At 42.8% G+C, this 21,585-nt stretch carries 21 protein-coding genes; 5 read left to right on the plus strand and 16 right to left on the minus strand.

Annotated features, from left to right (window positions below; all coding sequences use genetic code 11):
* Positions 1-51: 51 nt before the first annotated feature.
* From OCU48_RS16470 to OCU48_RS16500, 7 genes are all read right to left on the minus strand, one after another.
* Complete coding sequence (locus OCU48_RS16470) at positions 52-330, minus strand: hypothetical protein (RefSeq protein WP_141345168.1); 279 nt, start codon at positions 328-330, stop codon at positions 52-54.
* Positions 331-632: 302 nt separating this feature from the next.
* A complete protein-coding gene (locus tag OCU48_RS16475) occupies positions 633-1,397 on the minus strand; it encodes a hydratase (RefSeq protein ID WP_141345167.1) in 765 nt (254 codons plus the stop codon).
* A 174-nt stretch (positions 1,398-1,571) separates the two neighbouring features.
* Positions 1,572-3,020, minus strand: coding sequence for a decarboxylating NADP(+)-dependent phosphogluconate dehydrogenase (gene gnd, locus OCU48_RS16480; RefSeq protein ID WP_141345166.1), 1,449 nt, complete (start codon positions 3,018-3,020; stop codon positions 1,572-1,574).
* 24 nt (positions 3,021-3,044) lie between these two features.
* Positions 3,045-3,761 carry a 6-phosphogluconolactonase gene (pgl, locus tag OCU48_RS16485; protein WP_141345165.1) on the minus strand — a complete coding sequence of 239 codons (717 nt, stop codon included), beginning with the start codon at positions 3,759-3,761 and terminating at the stop codon, positions 3,045-3,047.
* The gene (gene zwf, locus OCU48_RS16490) at positions 3,758-5,260 is read right to left on the minus strand and encodes a glucose-6-phosphate dehydrogenase (protein ID WP_167496174.1); all 1,503 of its coding nucleotides are present in this window, start codon (positions 5,258-5,260) and stop codon (positions 3,758-3,760) included. The genes pgl and zwf overlap by 4 nt, the downstream gene beginning before the upstream one ends.
* 378 nt (positions 5,261-5,638) lie before the next feature.
* On the minus strand, positions 5,639-6,496 hold the full coding sequence (gene yghU, locus OCU48_RS16495) for a glutathione-dependent disulfide-bond oxidoreductase (protein WP_141345163.1): 858 nt from the start codon (positions 6,494-6,496) through the stop codon (positions 5,639-5,641).
* Between the two features lie 98 nt (positions 6,497-6,594).
* Entirely contained in the window at positions 6,595-6,825 is a 231-nt protein-coding gene (locus tag OCU48_RS16500) for a DUF3820 family protein (RefSeq protein ID WP_141345162.1), read from the minus strand.
* A gap of 85 nt (positions 6,826-6,910) precedes the next feature.
* On the opposite strand from OCU48_RS16500, the gene OCU48_RS16505 reads away from it, so the two are divergent.
* The gene (locus OCU48_RS16505; protein ID WP_141345161.1) at positions 6,911-7,846 is read left to right on the plus strand and encodes a hypothetical protein; all 936 of its coding nucleotides are present in this window, start codon (positions 6,911-6,913) and stop codon (positions 7,844-7,846) included.
* Between the two features lie 64 nt (positions 7,847-7,910).
* On the opposite strand, the gene OCU48_RS16510 is transcribed toward OCU48_RS16505, so the two are convergent.
* The 4 genes from OCU48_RS16510 to OCU48_RS16525 form a co-directional block, all read right to left on the minus strand.
* Positions 7,911-9,299 (minus strand): sensor histidine kinase, encoded by a 1,389-nt coding sequence (locus OCU48_RS16510; protein WP_167496173.1) that lies wholly within the window; start codon positions 9,297-9,299, stop codon positions 7,911-7,913.
* A 35-nt stretch (positions 9,300-9,334) separates the two neighbouring features.
* Positions 9,335-10,066: a response regulator transcription factor gene (locus tag OCU48_RS16515; protein ID WP_141345159.1), complete on the minus strand. Its 732-nt coding sequence runs from the start codon at positions 10,064-10,066 to the stop codon at positions 9,335-9,337.
* A gap of 63 nt (positions 10,067-10,129) precedes the next feature.
* On the minus strand, positions 10,130-10,843 hold the full coding sequence (locus tag OCU48_RS16520; RefSeq protein ID WP_141345158.1) for a spondin domain-containing protein: 714 nt from the start codon (positions 10,841-10,843) through the stop codon (positions 10,130-10,132).
* Between the two features lie 10 nt (positions 10,844-10,853).
* Positions 10,854-11,537 carry a spondin domain-containing protein gene (locus OCU48_RS16525; RefSeq protein ID WP_141345157.1) on the minus strand — a complete coding sequence of 228 codons (684 nt, stop codon included), beginning with the start codon at positions 11,535-11,537 and terminating at the stop codon, positions 10,854-10,856.
* Positions 11,538-11,704: 167 nt separating this feature from the next.
* Between OCU48_RS16525 and OCU48_RS16530 the strand changes: the two genes are divergently transcribed.
* A complete protein-coding gene (locus tag OCU48_RS16530) occupies positions 11,705-12,013 on the plus strand; it encodes a DUF1272 domain-containing protein (protein ID WP_141345156.1) in 309 nt (102 codons plus the stop codon).
* A gap of 38 nt (positions 12,014-12,051) precedes the next feature.
* Here OCU48_RS16530 and OCU48_RS16535 read toward each other — a convergent pair whose 3' ends face one another.
* From OCU48_RS16535 to OCU48_RS16545, 3 genes are all read right to left on the minus strand, one after another.
* A complete protein-coding gene (locus OCU48_RS16535) occupies positions 12,052-12,951 on the minus strand; it encodes an EamA family transporter (protein ID WP_141345155.1) in 900 nt (299 codons plus the stop codon).
* Between the two features lie 241 nt (positions 12,952-13,192).
* Entirely contained in the window at positions 13,193-14,224 is a 1,032-nt protein-coding gene (gene tdh / locus OCU48_RS16540) for an L-threonine 3-dehydrogenase (protein ID WP_141345154.1), read from the minus strand.
* On the minus strand, positions 14,224-15,420 hold the full coding sequence (locus OCU48_RS16545) for a glycine C-acetyltransferase (protein ID WP_141345153.1): 1,197 nt from the start codon (positions 15,418-15,420) through the stop codon (positions 14,224-14,226). Before OCU48_RS16545 ends, tdh begins: the two co-directional genes overlap by 1 nt.
* 163 nt (positions 15,421-15,583) lie before the next feature.
* Here OCU48_RS16545 and OCU48_RS16550 point away from each other — a divergent pair, with 163 nt between their 5' ends.
* From OCU48_RS16550 to OCU48_RS16560, 3 genes are all read left to right on the plus strand, one after another.
* Positions 15,584-16,498, plus strand: coding sequence for a LysR family transcriptional regulator (locus OCU48_RS16550; RefSeq protein ID WP_141345152.1), 915 nt, complete (start codon positions 15,584-15,586; stop codon positions 16,496-16,498).
* 131 nt (positions 16,499-16,629) lie between these two features.
* The gene (locus OCU48_RS16555) at positions 16,630-18,021 is read left to right on the plus strand and encodes a glycoside hydrolase family 1 protein (protein ID WP_141345151.1); all 1,392 of its coding nucleotides are present in this window, start codon (positions 16,630-16,632) and stop codon (positions 18,019-18,021) included.
* Between the two features lie 110 nt (positions 18,022-18,131).
* A complete protein-coding gene (locus tag OCU48_RS16560; protein WP_141345150.1) occupies positions 18,132-19,292 on the plus strand; it encodes an alpha/beta hydrolase in 1,161 nt (386 codons plus the stop codon).
* Between the two features lie 136 nt (positions 19,293-19,428).
* Here the strand turns inward: OCU48_RS16560 and OCU48_RS16565 are convergent, their stop codons facing one another.
* Together OCU48_RS16565 and pqiB are read right to left on the minus strand one after the other, a co-directional pair.
* Positions 19,429-19,923, minus strand: coding sequence for a PqiC family protein (locus tag OCU48_RS16565; protein WP_141345149.1), 495 nt, complete (start codon positions 19,921-19,923; stop codon positions 19,429-19,431).
* Positions 19,923-21,569 (minus strand): intermembrane transport protein PqiB, encoded by a 1,647-nt coding sequence (gene pqiB / locus OCU48_RS16570; RefSeq protein WP_141345148.1) that lies wholly within the window; start codon positions 21,567-21,569, stop codon positions 19,923-19,925. Before pqiB ends, OCU48_RS16565 begins: the two co-directional genes overlap by 1 nt.
* Positions 21,570-21,585: the final 16 nt, after the last annotated feature.

Raw genomic sequence — 21,585 nt, forward strand, 5'->3', positions numbered from 1 at the left:
GGATATCAACCAAACTCGATAGGCATCGATAGATCTGTCTTAACTACTTTGCTAAAGGATATTTCTACGACGGGCTTCTTTCTTATAGCTGGATTCACGATAAAGCCAAAGCAGACTATTCGCAAAAAACATTAGGGCTGTGAATAATGCGTAATTTAAAAGCTGGCTTTGAAAAAAGGCAAGAATGCCAAGCTCAGTAAAAGAGGAATACTGGAAAACAGTATTAAAAACTATATAGAATACAACAGCCCCCAAAGTACTCTTATAAAGCCAACGAAGGAAGCCTTGCTCTCGTTTGTTTTGCCATATTTGAAAAACTTTATCGTTCATAATTTACCTTTCCAGCTCATTCATACTTGTGCATTTTCAGTGATAGACATTCAATGCTCTGGTTTTTCTGTCGGGTTGCGCGTTAACTTTCATGCCAGTGTTAACGTCTATCAAGCTCACTGAATACTGTTAGTGATGGAAACGACTACCAAAATACTTAGTACATATTAAACACTAGGTAGCTATCATTCTCGTTAAACAAAAAAGGCAGATAATTCTGCCTTAGTTCACTTTACCACCTGATAGGTTACTGTAAATAACCTAAGGCTTGTGCGCCTGCATTGCGGTAAACAAAGTTGAATTTACGCTTTAGCGTTAAATACCACTTCGTACTCACCGATACCGTCGTACTTAATAGTAGTCGGTTGGTCAAATGCAACTTCTACGATGCCACAGTACGAACCAGTAATAATGGTTTCGCCCGCTTTAAACTCCACGCCACGACGAGTCATGAAGTTAATTAGCCAGTAGATTGGGCTTTGTGCTGATTGGTTCGGGTGCTCACCATCAAACGTTTGCACATTGTCACCTTGAGTAACGGTTACTGCTACTTTAGCTGCGTTAAATGCTTTTTCGCGTTCGATTTCTGGACCGACGAAAAGGCCTTGGTTAACCATGCAGTCTGCAAGTTTCTCGTAAAATTCAGCATCGCTATCTGCAGCAAAGCGAGCTTGCATAAGTTCTAGCGCCATGTGGCAAGAACCGATCGCATCGTTAATTTGCTCTTCGGTATAACCTTCTGGGTTAGCTGGCAAGTTTTTGCCTAGTGTGAAGCCGATTTCAGGTTCAATACGCGCTACACCATTGTCAGCGAATAGCTCACACGTCGCGCCTTTGTTTACGCTATCAGAAAAGATAGGTGCTACGATGTACTTGTCTTCAGATAGAGGGTTTAGACATTTCCAACCACCTACTTGACCGTTCTTAGCTTCAATCATTGCAGCTTGAACTTGCAGTGCATCTTCCAAAGACGTTGGGCGAATATTTTCCGCTAGACGAGGTGCTTTTGTACCCGCAATGCGACGACCTAGTAGCTCTGAGGCAGCGTCATTAAAAAAGTTAGTCATATTGTATTACCTGTTTATTATTTTCATTGATGATATAGGAAATCAAGTGCTCTGAATAGGTTACCCATACCCCGTTGTTATCTCAGAAACAAAAAAGGTGACTTGAAACAAGTCACCTCTCAAACACCACTCTCTAATTGCTGGCTCTTAAAACTAAAAGCCAGAGACTAAGTATTAAACATCGTACGTTGTAGAAGCCGTGTCGCCGCCGGTACCTGTCCAGTTAGTGTGGAAGAATTCGCCACGCTCACGGTCAATACGCTCATAGGTGTGAGCACCGAAGTAGTCACGTTGAGCTTGCAGAAGGTTCGCTGGCAGACGCGCTGTAGTGTAACCATCAAGGAAAGACAATGCCGAAGTCGTACAAGGCATAGGAATACCCACCTCCAAAGACTTAGCTGCAACTTTACGCCATGCACCAAAGCAATTCTCTAGGATAGCTTTGAAGTAAGGATCAGAACCTAAGAATGCAATCTCAGGGTCAGTATCAAATGCATCACGGATATTGCCAAGGAACGCAGAACGGATGATACAACCGCCACGCCACATTAGTGCTACATTGCCGTAGTTTAGATCCCAACCATTTTCATTTGAAGCTTCACGCATCAACATGAAACCTTGTGCGTAAGAAATAATCTTTGAAGCTAGAAGCGCTTGACGAAGTGCATCAATCCACTCTTGCTTATCACCTGCAACAGGCTCAACCGTTTTACCAAATAACTTCTCGGCTGCTACGCGTTGATCTTTCAGTGAAGACAGGCAACGAGAGAACACAGACTCAGAAATTAGCGTTAGCGGAATGCCCAAGTCCAGAGCATTGATACCCGTCCACTTACCAGTACCTTTTTGGCCAGCAGTATCTAGGATCTTATCAACTAATGGTGCACCATCTTCGTCGCGGTATTTTAAAATATCAGCGGTGATTTCAACTAGGTAGCTGTCTAACTCTGTAGTATTCCACTCAGCAAATACCTTCTGCATTTCGTCAGCAGACATACCAAGACCGTCTTGCATAAACTGGTATGCTTCACAGATAAGTTGCATGTCGCCGTACTCAATACCATTGTGTACCATTTTTACGAAGTGACCTGCGCCATCATTGCCGACCCAATCACAGCAAGGCTCACCTTTATCTGTTTTTGCAGAGATGCCTTGAAGGATAGGCTTAACAGCTTCCCAAGCTTCTGGAGAACCACCTGGCATGATAGAAGGACCGAAACGAGCGCCCTCTTCACCACCAGATACACCAGTACCGATAAAGTGAATGCCCTTCTCACGAAGGTAAGCAACACGACGGTTAGTATCAGGATAGTTAGTATTACCACCATCGATGATAATATCACCCTTGTCTAGTAGAGGAATAAGTTGCTCAATAAAGCTATCTACAACATCACCCGCACGAACCATAAGCATTACTTTGCGCGGTGTTTCTAGCTTATCTACCATCTCTTGCAGTGAATATGCACCAACGATGTTGGTGCCCTTTGCTGGGCCTTCAAGAAACTGATCTACCTTTGCGGCAGTACGGTTGTGTGCAACAACTTTAAAACCATGATCGTTCATGTTTAAGATAAGGTTTTGACCCATTACTGCGAGTCCAACTACACCAATATCACCTTTCATACTCTCTCTCCTAATATTCTTATCTTAAGCAATCTTGCTTGCTGCATCTGAATCTAAAAACCACTCTGTTTCACCCACTGCGGAACGAATTTTTGCCGCTGGATATGGCAACGCCTCAGCAGGAGTGTGGTAGATTTCATTTACGATGTCTGTTTTGCCTGCGCCAAGCACCAAGTAACTGATGCGTTTTGCCGCTTGCAGTACTTGAGCTGACTTAGAAATACGCAGCTGACCCGACTCTGGGTGTGCAGCAACGATAGCCAGTTTTTCTTCATTGTAATTCGTTTGGTCTGGGAATAAAGAAGCGGTATGTCCATCTGCTCCCACACCCAATAAAATCCAGTCAAACACCGGAACACCATTTTCAGAAGGAATAACTTCCAACATTTCACTAGCGAATCGAGCCGCTTCTTGTTCTGGTTCATTTTCACCAAGAATACGGTGAATGTTTTGAACAGGAACGCCTACTGGTTTAAACAACAAAGCGTTCGCTTCACCAAAATTGCTCTGCTCATCATCAGGTGCTACACAACGCTCATCTCCCCACCAGAAGTGAAGATTTTGCCATTGAATATCACTAGCATAAGGCTGTGTTGCCAGTAACTTAAATAACATTTTTGGGGTGCTACCGCCTGACAATGAAATATGCACTGCTCTGCCTAGTTCGCTAAACGCTTTTAGCTCCTGTGCAAGTTGCTCTACTACCTGTGCCGGCGTATCAAAAATCTTTGTATTCATCATAACTCGCAATAATCTGTATCGGTTAAGTTCTTGCACGGGAAGCGCCAAGCTTTATCATCACGCTCTAGCAAATCATGGGACTCTTTCGGTCCCCATGTACCACTTGCGTAACCAAACAATGCTTGTGGACGCTCTTTAAAATCCAGAATTGGCTGAACATATTCCCAACATGTTTCTACTGCATCAGAGCGAGCAAACAAGGTTGCGTCGCCATTTAATGCATCAAGCAACAAACGTTCATAAGCCGTTAGCATGTGGGCTTCATTCAGCGTCTTGTAGTGGAAGTTCATCTTCACTTCTTTGGCGTGAAAACCTGCGCCTGGCTCTTTCAAACCAAAACTGATTTGAATACCTTCATCCGGTTGAATCCGAATAATCAGCTTGTTCTCAGGCGCATCTTGACCAAAGACTGGATGAGGCGTGTCTTTAAAGTGTATAACTACTTCTGTTACGCGTGTTGGCAGTCGCTTGCCCGTACGCACATAAAAAGGCACACCATTCCAACGGCTATTGTTGATGTAAGCTTTAAGCCCTATGTAGGTTTCAGTGCGCGAATCATCAGCAACACCATTCTCATCACGATACCCAGGTAAGAATTCGCCTCGTACTTCAGATTCGGTGTATTGACCCAGTACCAGATTGTTGGTCAGGTCATTCTCATCAAGTGGTTTAAGGCTTCTTAGTACCTTAACCACCTCATCACGAATAGCGTCTGCGTTTATGCGAGGAGGTGACTCCATCCCCACCATAGCTAGGACTTGTAGCAGATGATTTTGGAACATATCACGCACAGCGCCAGAGCCATCGTAATATCCACCACGCTCTTCAACACCTAAGAACTCTGCACCGGTAATTTCGACATACTCGATAAAGTTTCGATTCCAAAGGGGCTCAAACATGATATTGGAGAAACGAAAAACCAATAGGTTTTGTACTGTTTCTTTTCCAAGATAGTGGTCAATTCGATACAGTTGCTTTTCTTCAAAGTGAGTATGAATCTTTTTACCCAACTCTTGTGCAGAAGCAAGATCATAACCAAAAGGCTTCTCTACTATCAAACGCTTCCAGCCATCGTCTTCGTTATTCAAACCATGTGCCGCAAGGCTAGCTGGGATAACTGAATATAGGCTCGGTGGCGTCGCCAAGTAGTAAAGAACATTGCGTTGTTCTAACTGGTAGTGAGCGGCAAGTTCATCTTGTCTCGCTACAAGCTTGGCGTAATCAGCAGTGTCTGAGGTATTGATCGCTTGATAATATAGATGGTCCATGAACACATCTAATACTGCTTGCTCGGTTTTCTCGAACTCTTGAAGAGATTTTTTAATCTTTTCTCGGTAAGTCTCATCACTGTATTCAGTACGGCTTACACCAAGAATATAAAATGATTGGGGAAGTTGACCGCTTTGGTACAGTCGATATAACGCTGGGATTAGCTTACGGTAAGTTAAATCTCCAGAAGCACCAAAAATGACTATGCTGCTTTTATCAGGTATTACCATCATGTGTCCTTAAGTACCTTTAAGGTTTGCATACATCCATCACGTCGTCGGGGGAACCGCGTCCGAATGGGTCAAAATGCACTATGAAAAGAATTCTACACCGAATGGGCTGAATTAAAATAACTTGTCACTTTCATAGGGCGACAAATTGTAAAAAATAGGCAAAAAAAATCCCCGATAACGTAACGGAGATTGCCTTCTGCTACAGTCTAGCTTTATATGAGCCTAATACAAACGTTTTTCATTCGTATATCTTCGCGACTGAATCTAATGGTTTAAAATCTAACCAAACATCAGTCCAACACTACAGACTCATTCAGAAAAAGAGCCAAAGTATCACGCACTGACTCTTTTATCGTTGGTTTACTGCAATCTGAACTATGGACGAAGTTTTAGCACTTTATCAATATCTTCTGCGCTATGGCGCTCTGGCACTTGTTCCCACTCTTCGCCAAACGAGCGGTTCACTACTCGCCCTCGTTGAAAGCCTTCACGTTGCTCAAGCTGTTTTGCCCAGCGCACCACGTTACTGTATGACTCTACGTGCAGAAATTCAGCTGCATCATACAACTTACCCAGTACTAGATTTCCGTACCAAGGCCAAATAGCAATATCAGCGATAGAAAACTCATCACCAGCAACAAACGTGTTTTCTGCCAGTTGCTTATCCAACACGTCTAATTGGCGTTTCGCTTCCATAGCAAAGCGATTGATCGGATATTCCTGCTTCTCATCCGCATACGCATAAAAGTGACCAAAACCACCACCTAGAAATGGCGCTGAACCTTGTGCCCAAAACAACCAGTTAAAGGTCTGCGTTCTTTCAGGCCCAGACTTTGATAAAAAGTGACCAAATTTTTCAGCAAGATGAACAAGAATGGAGGCAGACTCAAACACGTTCACAGAGGTCGCGTCCGAATTATCAATCAGTGCAGGGATCTTTGAATTTGGGTTCACTTCCACAAATCCAGAGGAGAACTGATCCAACTCGCCGATGTTAATTAAATAAGCATCATATTCCGCCTCTTTAACACCTGCCGCCAACAATTCTTCCAGCATGATAGTAACTTTCTGACCATTCGGCGTCCCAAGCGAGTACAACTGAAGCGCATGCTCTCCTGCTGGTAATTCTCGTTCAAATCTAGCGCCAGATTCAGGGCTGTTAATGTTCGCCCATTTATTGCCACCTTCGGTATCATTAATCCAGACTTTTGGTGGTACATACTGTTCACTCATAACATCTCCTTGAATTTGGCCTAATTACTTAAATGAACGATCGCTCAATTAAAATTATACTATTCCTTCACCATTAAGAAGGCAAGTGCTTTGAAATCTTAATACCGGTCCTGATTTTCTTTCAATGGTTTCACCACTGAGTCCAATCCTTCGACCTTTAATGCTAAACACAATTGCAATAGCTGACCTAGTTCACCGGACGGCCACTCTGACTTATTTTGAAACCACAATAAGTATTCTTCTGGTAGGTCAATGAGCACCCTACCCGCAAATTTCCCAAACGGCATCTTCATCCGAGCAAGCTTAATTATATTTTCTTTCTCTAACATTTTTAACACCAAATCAAACACTTTGTGACATTTATTCTGACATCTACGATAATAGGAGTCAGTGACTCAAACTAAAGGAAATAGTTTGCACAAAGCCATTTTCATCACATTTCTATTAACAGGACTATCGGCTCCCTCTTTGGCTGACAATACCGAAGAGAAGTGCTTAAGCAAACCAGAAGACGATAAAGTAATTTCTAGAGCTTATCACTATCTAAACACCAAATTTTGTCAGCCTGCGGTTTGGTTCGATGATTTCTTTGCTGATGAACGTGTGACTGAAGATGCAAGAGCTGGAACCTCCATACGCTGGAAAAATGATTTCACTCAGTTTGAAAATGATGGTTTTAAATACGACACAAGAATCGATGCCAAATTTAACCTGCCTAAAGTCACCAACCGCCTAAAACTGATCATCGAATCTGACGGAGAAGATGATTTATTTGACCTTTTTCCTCGCAACGCAGAAGAAATAGAGAACAGTATCGGCCTGAGATACGACATTTATGCCAAGGGATACAGCAGTTTCAATATTAAGGCTACATTTAAACCCAAGATTGAAGCCCGTTACCGCTTCACTTATCCTCTTGGAATTAACACGGTTAGTCGCATTACACAAAAACTCTATCAAGAATCAGAATTGACCGGAGAGTCTACTCAGTTTGATATTGACCAGGCGTTATCCAAAAATTTCTTATTGCGTTGGACCTCGTTTGCCGAATTTAATCGTGACCACGCCGACGACACAAGTATCTGGGAATTTGGAACAGGCTTTGTCTTGTACCAATACATTTCTAGAACTCAAGCCCTCAATTACACTATCAGCACTACAGGTACAGACTATCCTCGCTCATTTATCGACAACACATTAATTGGAATGACTTATCGCCAGAATGTATTCTTTGAATGGTTTTATTACGAGCTGACTCCTGAATACAATTGGTATAGAGAATACGACCAAGGCTTTGAAGAAGAAGCGAGTATTCGTTTAAGACTTGAGATCCGCTTTGAGAATTTTTAGACGTAATTAAGAAAAGCGTTTTCACTCACCATAGAAACCATTACTGTGCATGTTCCGTCTTTATCTAGAGGAGAGAGGCTAATCCCATTGATGGCAAAGTGAAGCTCTGCTGATATTTATTGCCTGTTTGTTTTGTTTCTAGATGGCTATGATGAAGCATTAAAATCGATTGCACTATCTTAATGCCAATACCCAGAGATCCCCCTTTTGTGTTGGGTTCAACACTGTTAGTAAATCTAAATCTAATGTCTGCATTATTTCGACTAAGTACTGCCTGACAACACACAATAGAGTGCTTTGGGCTATGCCTTAATGCATTTTCAAGTAAGTTAGCGACCAGACGCTCCAGCAGACCTTTATCCCCTATCGTTTGCAATTCCGCAGCGACATCTAATTCCAACGTCACTTGTTGGCGCCTAAATTGGCTATGCATGGATTCCGCACTCTCTGCAATCAAAGCCGCTATATCAACGGGGTGATATTCATAACTGAGTAAGGGCGTTTCTTGCTTTGCCAATTGCAACATAGAATGCAATTGATTCGAGAGTTTGTCGCAATTGCGGTAAGCAACGTCAATCAATGGATCTTGTTTATTTTGCAGGGTCCACGTTTCCAGATAGCCCAGAACGCTGGAAAGAGGCGTTTTGAGATCATGACTTAATTGCAGAAGAACCTGCCTATGATGCGATGATTGATATTCCAATTGTAAAAACTGTTGCTGAATATGCTTTGCCATCAAATGATAAGAATCAGCTATGGGTGTGAGCTCTTTCACCTGATGCTTAAAATCTGGCGTTAATTGGAAATCATGTTCCGCCTGATGTTGAAGTTGATTAGTCACTTTCTGAATTGGGCATAACAGACTTTTGTCAACCAAGAGATACACACCAAAGGCGAAGCCAATCACTGAAACAAGCACAAGACCGGCTAAAGCAAGATAAGGAGGGTCAACCTGCGCTGCCGCAATAGCGCTGTGTTGAGTGCTACCAATGACCACATATAGATACCCCATAATGGCATCCCCCTCCTTTAGCGCTGAGACTGAAAATACTTTGCTTTGCTCTGGATTTCGCGGGTCTTCGCCTAGAATGGGAAACGGTTCATCATTGAGAAATTGAGTAATTGGTTTTAGATCAACGGAGCTTAGTAACTGAGTACCTTCTGGAGAAGCATGGGTCGTGATATTCCCTTTATGGTCCAAGAAATATATCTCAAAGTCAGGGCCGAGCAGCATTAAGGTGTGAAAGATGGATTTTAAAGCAACTGGGTTGTAGTCGGAGCCAATCATAAGAGGATTGTCTTCGCGCATATGAGTTGCAAGTTGCTTATGTAAACTCTGTTTAGTTCGTAGTTCTATCGTTTGAGTCTGCCAATTATAAGTGAACACAATCAGGGCTACAGCCACACAAAACCAAACACTAGTAAATACCATCAAGCGTGACTTAAAACTTATCATTAGACTCCACCTAACCTTATCGGTACTGTTAGTTATTGGTATGGCTGAAACTTATACCCCACGCCCCAAACGGTTTGAATAAAGTGATGCTCATCGCTTGGCAACTTGAGCTTAGTGCGAAGGCGGTTGATAGTACTACACACGGTATGATGGTAACCCGAATGCTCAGTGTTCCACACATGACCTAGTAGCTCGTCCTTGCTATAAACTCTACCGGGTCTTGAGGCGAGAAACTTCAGTAAAGTGAACTCCGTGGCTGTCAATACAACGTCCTTATCGTCTAGTGAGACTTGATGTAGCTCTGGCGTTATCTTTAGTAAACCGAAGTTCATGGCAGTATTATTGAACTCCACGTCTACAGAGCTCACTGAAACTTGGCTTACACGACGTAAAATATTGCGCACTCTAGCTTGAAACTCTAGAACACTAAAAGGCTTAGTTATATAGGCATCGACGCCTGCTTCTAAGCCATCAACCTTATCCATCTCGCTGTCTCTAGCTGTGAGCATCAAAACTGGCGTCCAATTTTTCTGTTGTCTCAATTGATGACAGATGTCTAAACCATCTCCGTCTGGGAGTCCCCTATCTAGAACGAGTAAGTCAAAGACTTGCTGCTGATATAGCTTGAGCGCATCACCACAACGAGCAACCCTAGTTACCTTATGGCCCTGAAACTTCAAGTGCATTAGCACTAACTCCGCCAGATCTTCATCATCTTCAACCAACAAAATGTTGGCCATCGGGTTAATCGTTTGTGGTTCCATGAAACCTTCCTTACTCAACTCTACTGCCCCAGTGCACTAGACCGTCGCAAGGAAGGATTTATTTCACTCTACTCGAGTGATAGTGATCTTTGCTCCAGGATTTAAAAAACGATGAGTCGCTAAAAGGGCTGAACTTGCTAAACCATCATCGCTACTAACTACACCAGAATGGAATGTCACAGCATCATCATTACGTGCAGGATTAAACCCTTCACCTCCTCCAGCCGGTCCAGGAATCGTCGATGCTAATTCATCATTGAGTTCAGTGCCTGCATCCCAAACATTCATATTCATCTCAAAACTATCCCCTACCGCTAGGCTTTGTAGGGATAGTCCTGCTTCGCCCACAAAGGCGTCATTGGTGTTGACAAACATCGATGCCACCGACAGGTACCCCGAAACATCAGGATCAATAGTAATCGTCACCTCATCTGACATTCCCGGCATGACCAAGCCATTTCCCGATACCCCCTGTTCGACATTGTCGTTGCTGTCCATCAAGGCGATGAGTTCGGCATTACTTCCCGCCTCTGCTAGTTGCTCCAGAGGCACAGATGCACTTTGCCCTACTTCAAACATTGAGTAGTCGTTGTTATGTGTCAGTACCGCCAACGGTGACATGGGTTGGTTTGCCGTTAAATTGACTACAGATATCGTATAACGGTAGTCTTGAGCTGACGCATCCCCTGCGTTAATTGCAGCAGCATCGTTGTCATCATCTGAACATCCTGCCAGTACGCCAATAGAAAATGCAGCTAATAAGATTCGATTTTTCATTTTAGCCCCCTTACTTCACGACAATAGTGATGGTTGCCACTGGATTTAACCAACGGTGTGAACTGCTATCGAGATCGCTTTTCCCACCAGCCGAGTCTGCATCACCTAAATTGCCGGGATGAACATGAACAACAGAGTTTGTTACCGCAGTTTCAACACCAGTGCCGCCTGAACCGAAAGTAATAAAAGGCGGATTAGGCATACTGCCGGCTATCTCGTCATTAGCTTCAGTACCGGCATCATACCCGTTTAACGTCGCTTTATAAGTGCCTGATGTTGCTGGGATCTTCCAACTATCGAGCCCTACAAACCCGTCATTGGTAGGTAAGAGCATTGCAGATATCGATAAATACTCTAAATTGCCACTATCTAGTGTGAAAGTAGTGCCGACTCCCGGGTTTAAAATACCTGATGCTGGATTTTCAACGACCACTCCACCCGCATTTCCGATGACGGTGGACAAGCCAGAGATATCTCCGCCCTCAGCCATGCTTTCCAACTCCGCAGACGCAGATTGACCTGTCCTAAACATGAATAAGTCAGAGCTGTGTGCTGCCACAATAAGAGGGGTAAAATAAATGCCCTTGGTTGCGTTCGTTACTGTAATTTCAAGCTCAGCTGCATTTGCACAAGCAGAGCTAAATGCAAATATGACAGAAGAAATAGTTAATCCAAGTTGAGTACGTTTTTTCATTTTGAGTCCATCCTGTAATGACCATGCTTTGGTACTAATAAGGATGAACCGCAGATCTTTCAGTAAAGTCTCTGAAATCTCATAAAACTCTCACAAGTTTTTAAACAATTTCAATCAACTTAGATCGTTGACCTATAATCCGGAAGATAAAAACAAAAGGAGGCTAAATGCTTGAGATAAGACCCAACTGCGAATGTTGCAATAAAGATTTGCCGGCAGACTCTACTGAAGCCATGATTTGTAGCTATGAATGTACTTTTTGCCAGACCTGTGTGGAGAGGGTTTTGTTTAATGTCTGTCCCAATTGCGGCGGAGGTTTATGTTCAAGACCTATCCGGCCCAAGGAGGAAAAAAGAGTTAAACTGAGTACTTCCTTCCAACCACCTTCAACAAAAAGAGTGTTAAGCAGGTATTCTGAACAAGAAATGAATGATTTTGCTAATAGATACAAACATATTGCTTCGGAAAAACGCTAGACCGGCTTGTGGACACGCCATCTGTTCAATACTGAGACCTAAACAAGAGCAACAACTAAACCGATCAAAACTAATGAAACTCCAATCCCTCGTAGTAGATACCAGCGTTCATTTAAAATGGCGATCCCCAATGCCAACCCAAACACAATACTGACCTGTCGAAGTGCCACAATATAACTGACGTTATCAACCAATGTCATCGCGTACAAAACGATCCCGTAGGTTAAACCCATCATCACTCCCGCAATAGATGACCCCTTCCAATGGCGCTTTGCGTTAACTATCTCAGAGTGGTTATTGGTCAAAAGAAGCCAACACAACAACACAGTGGATATACCAAAGAACTGCATACCAAGATAAAAGATAGCAATATGCTGCGAGCTTAACCCTGACGTTTCTAGCACTAACCAGTTGAGTGCTTCTTTATCCAAAATAGAGTACAGAGTCGTACCCATCGCGGCAATCACAGCCCAAAGTACGCCAATATTTGCATACGCTGATAATTTTAAATCTCGAAGAGTTGTGAGTGGAACTAATAAACATCCCATCGTCAATATAACAAAGCCTACCCAAGCGTTGACAGATATCGCCTGCCCTATCATTAGCGTTCCGAGTCCCACCATAAGAACAGGTAAGGCGCGTACAATCGGATACATCATGCCAACATCACCATGCTCATAGGCTTTAATGACACTCACCAGATAGATAGCTTGACCTATACAACTGAAGACCAGTAACCCAATGAAATCACAATTAATATTGGTGATACCAATAACATGAATGCACCACACAAGATAAGGCGATAGCAAAATAAAGGGGGTCAATGATGCAACTAGAGCAAATGAATATCCCGAACCTGAACCAGACTTGCCAAGAACGTTCCAACCAGCATGAAGTAGCGCTGAAAAAACAACCAAAACAACCGCAATAATACTCAAAGCGCTTCCTAAATAAACAGATTGTTTATTTTACTCGTGGGCCCATTACTCTAGGTAATTCGGGAAAAGGCGAATTCTAACTCGCCTATATGACTCTTCAATGACGATATGTTTACATTAAGGCTAGAGATATTACTTGCGTGGAAACCAAGTTTAAAAAATAATACGAAAAAGCCCTAAGAGTGACTTAGGGCTTTAAATAAGGATCACTTGAAACACTGTTCTAGAGTGTTAGAACAGCCTACTCCCAGTCAAGGATAACCTTGCCAGACTGACCACTACGCATAACGTCGAAGCCTTCTTGGAAGTCGTCAACTTTGTAGTGGTGCGTGATGATTGGTGAAAGATCTAGGCCTGATTGAATCAGTGAAGCCATCTTATACCAAGTTTCAAACATTTCACGGCCGTAGATACCTTTGATAACCAATCCTTTAAAGATCACTTGGTTCCAATCGATACCCATGTCGGACGGTGGAATACCAAGTAGCGCTAGGCGACCACCGTGGTTCATCGTTTCTAACATAGTACTAAATGCAGCTTGAACACCTGACATTTCAAGACCTACATCAAAGCCTTCCGTCATACCTAGTTCGGCCATCACATCTTTAAGGTCTTCTTTTGCAACGTTAACTGCGCGAGTTACACCCATTTGACGAGCAAGATCCAGACGATATTCATTTACATCAGTAATGACAACGTGACGCGCACCTACATGCTTAGCAACCGCTGCTGCCATGATGCCGATTGGGCCAGCACCGGTGATCAGTACATCTTCGCCTACTAGGTCAAATGACAGCGCAGTGTGTACCGCGTTGCCAAACGGGTCAAAGATTGACGCTAGATCATCAGAGATTCCTTCAGGGATCTTAAATGCGTTAAACGCAGGAATTACAAGATACTCAGAGAAAGAACCTGTACGGTTAACACCCACACCGATAGTGTTACGACATAGGTGCGTGCGTCCGCCACGGCAGTTTCGGCAATGACCACACGTAATATGACCTTCGCCAGAAACGCGATCGCCTACTTCAAAACCTCGCACTTCTTGACCAATTGCAACCACTTCACCCACGTACTCGTGACCTACTACCATAGGAACAGGAATGGTGTTTTGTGACCATTCGTCCCAATTGTAAATATGAACATCAGTACCACAAATTGCGGTTTTCTTTATTTTAATGAGAAGGTCGTTATGCCCCATTTCAGGCATATCAACTTCATTCATCCAAATACCTTCTTCAGGCTTAAGTTTAGAAAGCGCTTTAATCTTCATTATTTGATCAGTCCCATGTCACGACCTACTTCGATAAATGCATCAATAGCATGGTCTAATTGTTCACGAGTATGCGCCGCAGACATTTGCGTACGAATACGAGCTTGGCCTTTCGGTACAACAGGGAAAGAGAAGCCAACAACGTAAATACCTTTTTCTAACGCACGCTCAGCAAATTCAGCTGCAACCTTTGCATCACCCAACATAATTGGAATGATCGCGTGGTCTGCACCACCCATAGTAAAGCCAGCACCTTCCATACGAGCACGGAAGTGTGCAGCGTTATCCCAAAGATGAGTACGAAGGTCGCCACTTTCTTGAAGAAGATCTAGCACACGTAGAGAAGCCGAAACAATTGCTGGCGCTACAGAATTAGAGAATAGGTATGGACGCGAACGCTGACGAAGCCAGTCAATCACTTCTTTCTTACCCGACGTGTAACCGCCTGATGCACCGCCCATAGCCTTACCTAAGGTACCGGTAATAATATCGATACGATCCATCACATTGTGGTAATCGTGTGTACCTGCGCCGGTTTCGCCCATGAAACCAACAGCGTGAGAATCATCCACCATCACTAATGCTTCATACTTGTCAGCAAGGTCACAGATCGCTGGCAGGTTAGCTACCACACCGTCCATAGAGAACACGCCATCGGTAACAATCAGAGTATTACGTGCACCCGCGTCTTTAGCTGCAATAAGTTGCTGCTCTAGCTCTTGCATGTTGTTGTTTGAGTAACGAAAGCGCATTGCTTTACACAGACGAACGCCATCAATAATAGAAGCATGGTTCAATGCATCTGAGATAATCGCATCTTCTTTACCTAGAATGGTTTCAAACAGACCTGTATTAGCGTCAAAACAAGAAGTGTAAAGAATAGTATCTTCCATACCCAAGAAGTTAGATAGCTTGTCTTCTAATTGTTTGTGAATGTCTTGAGTACCACAAATAAAGCGTACAGACGCCATACCAAAACCGTATTTATCCATACCTTGCTGAGCTGCTTTGATAAGCTCAGGGTGGTTTGCTAAACCTAAGTAATTGTTTGCACAGAAGTTAAGAACATCTTCACCAGTAGAGATCGACACTGACGCTTTTTGTTGAGACGTAATTACGCGTTCAGACTTGTACAAACCTTCAGTTTTTACTTCTTCGATTTGTTGTTGGATTTGGTTATAAAACGCAGAAGACATGATTCTTGGATCCTTTCATTAAGGGGGGAATGCCAAGCAAGCTATTTAGCTTACTCAGAACAAAATCTTTTCCTGATTTACAGTGTAAAGAGATTCTAGTGCAAAGATGTTGGGAGTATAATAGTATCTATGGAAAATCATTTGTGAATCCTAGGCACATATAATGAAAACCACTCAACTTGTTGCCCTTCTCCCCGACCTTGCTACCTATACCTTAGTGGTTCAGCAAGGTAACTTTACCAATGCAGCGAATAGCTTAGCCATGACCCCTTCCGCTGTATCCAAGACAATGACTCGTCTTGAAAATGCACTTGCGGTTAAACTTATTGAACGTACGACTCGTAGTTTTCGTATCACAGAAGAAGGTCAAAAGGTCTACAAGCAAGCCATGCAGATGCTCAATGCTGCCGAGCAAGCCGTAGAACTTTCCACCAATAGCCATTCGCAAGCACAAGGGAGTCTTTTGGTCTCTGCCCCAGAGGCTTTTCTCAGTGTTGTACTACAACCCTTAATCATAGATTTTTTAAAAAAATACCCAGATATTCAAATTAAAGCACGAGCGATTGACGGAGCGGTAGATATTCAAAAACAAGGCATTGATGTTGCCTTTAGATTGTCAGAGCAACCGGATGAACACTTAGTGCTTAAAGAGCTGGGTGAGACTCATTTGATCTTGTGCGCATCGAAACCCTATTTAATGAAACATGGTACGCCAATACAGCCTAATCACTTGTTAGATCACAATTGTTTATATTTGGCAGAAACCGAGCATGACAACGTTTGGACCTTTCATAAAGATGATAAATCTCAGTCAGTTACTGTGTCTGGTCGTTATGCAGTGAACCAAGCTAATCTTAGATTTGAAGGCGTGAAAAGCCACCTAGGTATTGGATTATTTCACGATTTTGTCGTCGCGAATGCAGTCGCAACGGGAGAAGTGGTACAAGTGTTAGAAGATTGGACGCTCACCAGTAACCATCATGGCAATGTGTTAATGCAGTACGCGCAAACTAAATACATGCCGGAGCGCCTTCGCTTGTTTATCGATTTTATCAGTCAGGCACTTTCCGATAAGTAACCCGTAGAGTTTTTGACGCGATCAAAAGATAAGAATCTTTTTATACGAATTAAGCGGAAAACGGCTATATTCGAATACGATTCACTGTCCCTCAACTGAAATTACAATAACAACACTCATTGGAGCACACTATGATTCAGTTTCCCGAACACTTTCTATGGGGCGGCGCGATTGCTGCCAACCAAGTAGAAGGGTCGTTTTTAAAAGATGGCAAAGGCCTATCCACTTCGGACATGCTACCTAGTGGTATCCTTAGTCCTCATCAAACAAGAAACGAGCGAGAATCTGGGATCAAAGATCTGGCGATCGACTTTTATAACCGCTACCCAGAAGACATCACTCTATTTAAAGAAATGGGCTTTACTTGCCTACGGTTATCAATCGCTTGGACGCGTATTTACCCAAATGGTGATGATATGGAACCAAATGAGCAAGGACTCGCCTACTACGACCGTCTATTTGATGAACTAGCCAAACACGACATCATACCATTCGTGACATTGTCACACTATGAAATGCCCTATCACCTAGTGGAAAAGTATAACGGCTGGGGCGATCGCCGTGTCATCACATTCTTTGAACGTTATGCTCGTACTGTTTTCACTCGTTTTGGTTCTAAAGTGAAGCTTTGGCTCACCTTTAATGAGATCAACATGTCTCTGCATGCTCCATTTACTGGCGTAGGTCTTCAAGAAGAAGCGTCAAAACAAGAGATTTATCAAGCAATTCACCATCAGCTGGTTGCAAACGCAAAAGCTGTAAATCTATGCCATGAGATTATTGAAGATGCGAAAATAGGCAATATGCTGTTAGGAGCAATCAATTATCCGTTTACCTGCAATCCAGATGATGTGATTGCTGCCATGCAGGAAAATAATCAATGGCTGTTCTTCGGGGATGTGCAAACTCGTGGTAAGTACCCAGGTTACATGCTTCGTTACTTTAGAGAAAACAGTATTGAAATAAAAATGCAGGCAGACGATCTCGATATTATCGCCTCTGCGAGCGTCGACTTTATCTCTTTTAGCTATTATGCCAGTGGTTGTGCCTCTGCTGACCCTATGCAAAAAGAAGTAGGTAATATCGTCGATAGTGTGCCTAACCCCCACCTTAAAAAGAGTGAATGGGGGTGGCTCATCGACCCTAAGGGGTTACGTATCCTTTTAAATTTACTCTACGATAGATATCAAAAGCCGTTATTTATTGTGGAAAATGGCCTTGGCGCGATTGATACTTTAACCTCAAGCGGTGAGGTCATTGATGACTACCGAATCTCTTATCTCAATGATCATTTGGTGCAAGCACATGAAGCGATACTAGATGGCGTAGAGCTTATGGGCTTTACCTCGTGGGGACCTATCGACTTAGTATCCAATTCAACAGCAGAGATGAGCAAGCGCTACGGTTATATTTATGTAGACAGAGACAATAATGGACAAGGGGCGTTAACACGCACTAAAAAGAAAAGCTTCTACTGGTATAAAGATGTCATTGCCAGTCGAGGTGCAACACTTAAATCATAGAGTCACTAAATGAAAATTGCCCTAACGTAGCCATTAATACATTGGGGTAAACTTAAAGTGATTATGTCTGTTGGTTGCTATTTAATTGAAGTTGTTGCGTAACAAAATTTATGAGAAAAATTGAAGCTCTACTACTGATTCTGCTCTTATCCTTGACCACCAGTTGCACTAGTCACGAAGTGCCCTATCATTATCAGAATGCAAAAACGTTGAGCCCTTACAGTCAAACGAGTTTTGAGCAATATGTGGCAGAGACTCAAAGCTGGATGGAAATAGAGCGAAATTTTCTCACCGACAACCGAGAACAAGAAATAGCGTTCAATTCACCTAGAGAATATCAGCCACAAGAGCCCAATGGAGAGGCTGTTCTTCTTGTGCATGGATTAGGAGACTCACCCTACTCATTCATAGATATCGCCACCCATTTACAGAATATAGGCTATCTAGTAAGAACCATGTTACTTCCCGGTCATGGGTCTAAAGTGGGCGACTTGAAATTAGTCTCAGCGGACATCTGGCAAGAAAGCGTTGAGCATCAGATAAAACTATTACAGCAACAATCTGATCAGGTTTGGCTTGGTGGCTATTCAACGGGAGCTAATCTAGTCACTAGTTATGCCCTCACAGACCCCAGCATTAAAGGACTTATTCTGTATTCCCCTGCCTTTAACGCCAGTTCTAAACTATTACCGATGGCTAAGTATGTTCAATATGTAATGGAATGGGCAGACCAAGATCCAGAAAACAATTACCTACGTTATGACTCGCTCCCTATGGCTGCGGCTGCCAGTTACTATGAAACCACTAAAAGAGTGCAAGAGAAGCTAAGCTCTATTAAAAACTACAACAAACCTGTATTTATGCTGATTAGCGAAGGGGATACTGTCGTTGACAAATCCTTTGCAGTGGATCAGTTTGCCAACCGTTTTAGTCATCCTAATTCTCAACTAGTCTGGTTAGGCAGTAATCCGCCACTTAAAGAGCGAACCGTAGCTTACGACATGCAGTTGCCTGCGCTAAGGATCAGTGAAGGATCCCATATGGGTGGTTTATTTTCTCCGGAAAACCCGGAATATGGCGTGAATGGTAAGAATCGTCTTTGCAACAATGGTCAAGAACAAAAGCTCGAAGCCAAATGCCTAGGAGGCGCCGAAGTTTGGTACTCTTCTTATGGATATGTAGAAGCGGGAAAGATACACGCTCGACTTACGTATAACCCCTACTTTGATGAAAGCCTAACCAAGATGGACGAAGTACTTTCTGTGCATTAGCTGCTCGCACCATTTGAGTGCTAGCAGCTCTGACCATTACTCACAAATTCTAAGATTTTAAAGGATCGACGTTTTCTATCCCGTATTTAATTCATAAGGGTAGCAGAAGAGTGCACACATATTGCTACACAGTAAATTACTCCTTACCCTGCTTCGAATGAACTTCAATCATCAATGAACTTACCCCCTGACTTAGAGCTAACACTAATGCATCATACCCTTCATCATCTAAGGGCTGCTTAATATCAAAGTCACCATTCTGGCTCCCAAGTTGCCAGTGCCCTTTTAGCTCTGCATTACCCGTGTATGAACCGTTAAAACGTTCAAAACGAACACTGAGCTTAGTACCACTGCTTGCTTCTGGCATTTGATACTGCTGCAATTGATCAACGAGCATATTTCGTAAATTTCCAGCCCAAACGTGATGACTGGCTACCTCTATCTCGGTTTCTGACAACCGATATACAATTCCTGGGCCTTCTAAATAGCTTGGCATTTGAACACTGACTTCATCAAACCCAAGCTTATGTTCAGGTTTAATATTCGGAAGTAAGTATGTTTTCGTTTCTATCGATTCGCTGCTAGTGCATCCAACAAAGAGAGCAACTATCAAAATCATCCACTTTTTCATTATTTGTCTCCTCGAACTGGAACAGGATCAGCTTTAGCATCTTCCCCAAACACCAAAGCATTCGGTTTTTCATTGACCTTTTCCAATACCGGTTTTAGTTGCTGCATAACTTGCTCAAGCTCAGATACTGCACTTTGTAATTGTTGATACATAGGAGAACTGGCATCAAAACTTTCTAATGTAGTTTGTAATTGTTCTAAGCTTTGGTTGAACTGACTAGGCAGTTGCTTTGTTTGCTCATCAGATAGAAGCAGATCAATATCACTGGCGACTTTGTCCGCTGAATTTAGTGTTGCTTGAGCCGAATCTAAAGTTTTGTTCAAGCTGTTTATCGTGTCTTCTAACGGCAGGTTATTCACCGTATGTAAAAATTCGACAGCTTGCTTTTGGATTTCAGAAAAACCGCCCGATATCACTGGAAACGTCTTATAACCAGCAAACTTGATTGGTTCAACTGCGCCCGGCTTTTCATAAAAATCAATATCTATATATAGCGCACCTGTGAGTAAATTCCCCACTTTGAGCGTTCCTCTCAATCCTTGTTGAATTTGAAATTCTAATCTTGTTTGGAATTCGTCTTTCGTAGTTTTCCGCAGAACCTCTGACACCCGTTCTATTTCAATCCGAATCAATACAGGAATACGATTACTCAATGTTCCATCATCTTCCAATGGAACAGCCAATGGAACCGTTTCGACAGTTCCCATCCTTATGCCTTTGTACTCTACTGGCGCACCCGCTTCTAAACCACGTACAGACTCACTAAATAACAATGCGTAGTGAAGGTATTCCGAATATTTATTTTCTACTACGCTGCTATAGTCCTTAAATAGTTCAAACTGTTGCAAGCTTGTCGTTACTTGAGCACCAGGCTCTATGTTTTTCGGTACATCAAAGCTAACGCCTCCAGTAAGAATCGTTTCCAGTGACCCCACTTTAAGATCAATACCACGGGTATCAAGCTTTACCTCAACCCCAGAGTCTAGCCAAAATTGTGAATGCTCAAACACTAGACTGTCGTAGGGAGCGAAGATAAAAAGTTGGTATTCCGCAATTTGTTTTTCATAGTTGTAAGACGTTTTTTCTACTCGCCCAACGGTAAAACCATGATGCAATACTGGCTCGCCAATACTCAGTTTATTTGCCTCACTATGAGTCAGTACAATGCGAATCCCCTTCGCATCGGGACCGGCAACTGGCGGTAATTCTAAAACTTTAAACTTTCGTTCTTGTTCATCAGAGTGCCCTGGTTTCAATTCAATATACGAACCTGACAGCAAGGTATCTAACCCCGAAATACCATCAGCACCGATATGAGGCTCTACCACCCAAAATAATGTGTCCTTACGCAACATACGAGAGGCTTGTTTATCCATCTGAGCCTTTGCAATGATGTAGTCGTAATTTTCGCTAAGTTCGATCTCTGTAATCATTCCTATCTTGACATTGCGTGCTTTAATCTCTGTTTTCCCCGCCTCGATTCCTTCAGCATCAGGTAGTAATAATGTCACCTCCGGCCCCTGACTATTCACGTATTGAAATAACATCCAAATCCCAAGGGAAAATGCAATGATAGGAATAATCCAAACCGGTGATATTCCTTTCTTTAGGCTAATGTTTGCGTGAGAAGCACTACTTTTTTCCATCTATTATAATTCCGTC

Origin of the sequence: Vibrio inusitatus, from assembly GCA_024346935.1 — a bacterium.
GTDB lineage: Bacteria > Pseudomonadota > Gammaproteobacteria > Enterobacterales > Vibrionaceae > Vibrio > Vibrio inusitatus.

Bases quoted from the DNA above. Each gene is read 5' to 3' on its own strand.
- OCU48_RS16470 (WP_141345168.1), bottom strand. From the start codon at position 330: ATGAACGATAAAGTTTTTCAAATATGGCAAAACAAACGAGAGCAAGGC.
- OCU48_RS16475 (WP_141345167.1), bottom strand. From the start codon at position 1,397: ATGACTAACTTTTTTAATGACGCTGCCTCAGAGCTACTAGGTCGTCGC.
- gnd (WP_141345166.1), bottom strand. From the start codon at position 3,020: ATGAAAGGTGATATTGGTGTAGTTGGACTCGCAGTAATGGGTCAAAAC.
- pgl (WP_141345165.1), bottom strand. From the start codon at position 3,761: ATGATGAATACAAAGATTTTTGATACGCCGGCACAGGTAGTAGAGCAA.
- zwf (WP_167496174.1), bottom strand. From the start codon at position 5,260: ATGGTAATACCTGATAAAAGCAGCATAGTCATTTTTGGTGCTTCTGGA.
- yghU (WP_141345163.1), bottom strand. From the start codon at position 6,496: ATGAGTGAACAGTATGTACCACCAAAAGTCTGGATTAATGATACCGAA.
- OCU48_RS16500 (WP_141345162.1), bottom strand. From the start codon at position 6,825: ATGTTAGAGAAAGAAAATATAATTAAGCTTGCTCGGATGAAGATGCCG.
- OCU48_RS16515 (WP_141345159.1), bottom strand. From the start codon at position 10,066: ATGGAACCACAAACGATTAACCCGATGGCCAACATTTTGTTGGTTGAA.
- OCU48_RS16520 (WP_141345158.1), bottom strand. From the start codon at position 10,843: ATGAAAAATCGAATCTTATTAGCTGCATTTTCTATTGGCGTACTGGCA.
- OCU48_RS16525 (WP_141345157.1), bottom strand. From the start codon at position 11,537: ATGAAAAAACGTACTCAACTTGGATTAACTATTTCTTCTGTCATATTT.
- OCU48_RS16530 (WP_141345156.1), top strand. From the start codon at position 11,705: ATGCTTGAGATAAGACCCAACTGCGAATGTTGCAATAAAGATTTGCCG.
- tdh (WP_141345154.1), bottom strand. From the start codon at position 14,224: ATGAAGATTAAAGCGCTTTCTAAACTTAAGCCTGAAGAAGGTATTTGG.
- OCU48_RS16545 (WP_141345153.1), bottom strand. From the start codon at position 15,420: ATGTCTTCTGCGTTTTATAACCAAATCCAACAACAAATCGAAGAAGTA.
- OCU48_RS16550 (WP_141345152.1), top strand. From the start codon at position 15,584: ATGAAAACCACTCAACTTGTTGCCCTTCTCCCCGACCTTGCTACCTAT.
- OCU48_RS16555 (WP_141345151.1), top strand. From the start codon at position 16,630: ATGATTCAGTTTCCCGAACACTTTCTATGGGGCGGCGCGATTGCTGCC.
- OCU48_RS16560 (WP_141345150.1), top strand. From the start codon at position 18,132: ATGAGAAAAATTGAAGCTCTACTACTGATTCTGCTCTTATCCTTGACC.
- OCU48_RS16565 (WP_141345149.1), bottom strand. From the start codon at position 19,923: ATGAAAAAGTGGATGATTTTGATAGTTGCTCTCTTTGTTGGATGCACT.
- pqiB (WP_141345148.1), bottom strand. From the start codon at position 21,569: ATGGAAAAAAGTAGTGCTTCTCACGCAAACATTAGCCTAAAGAAAGGA.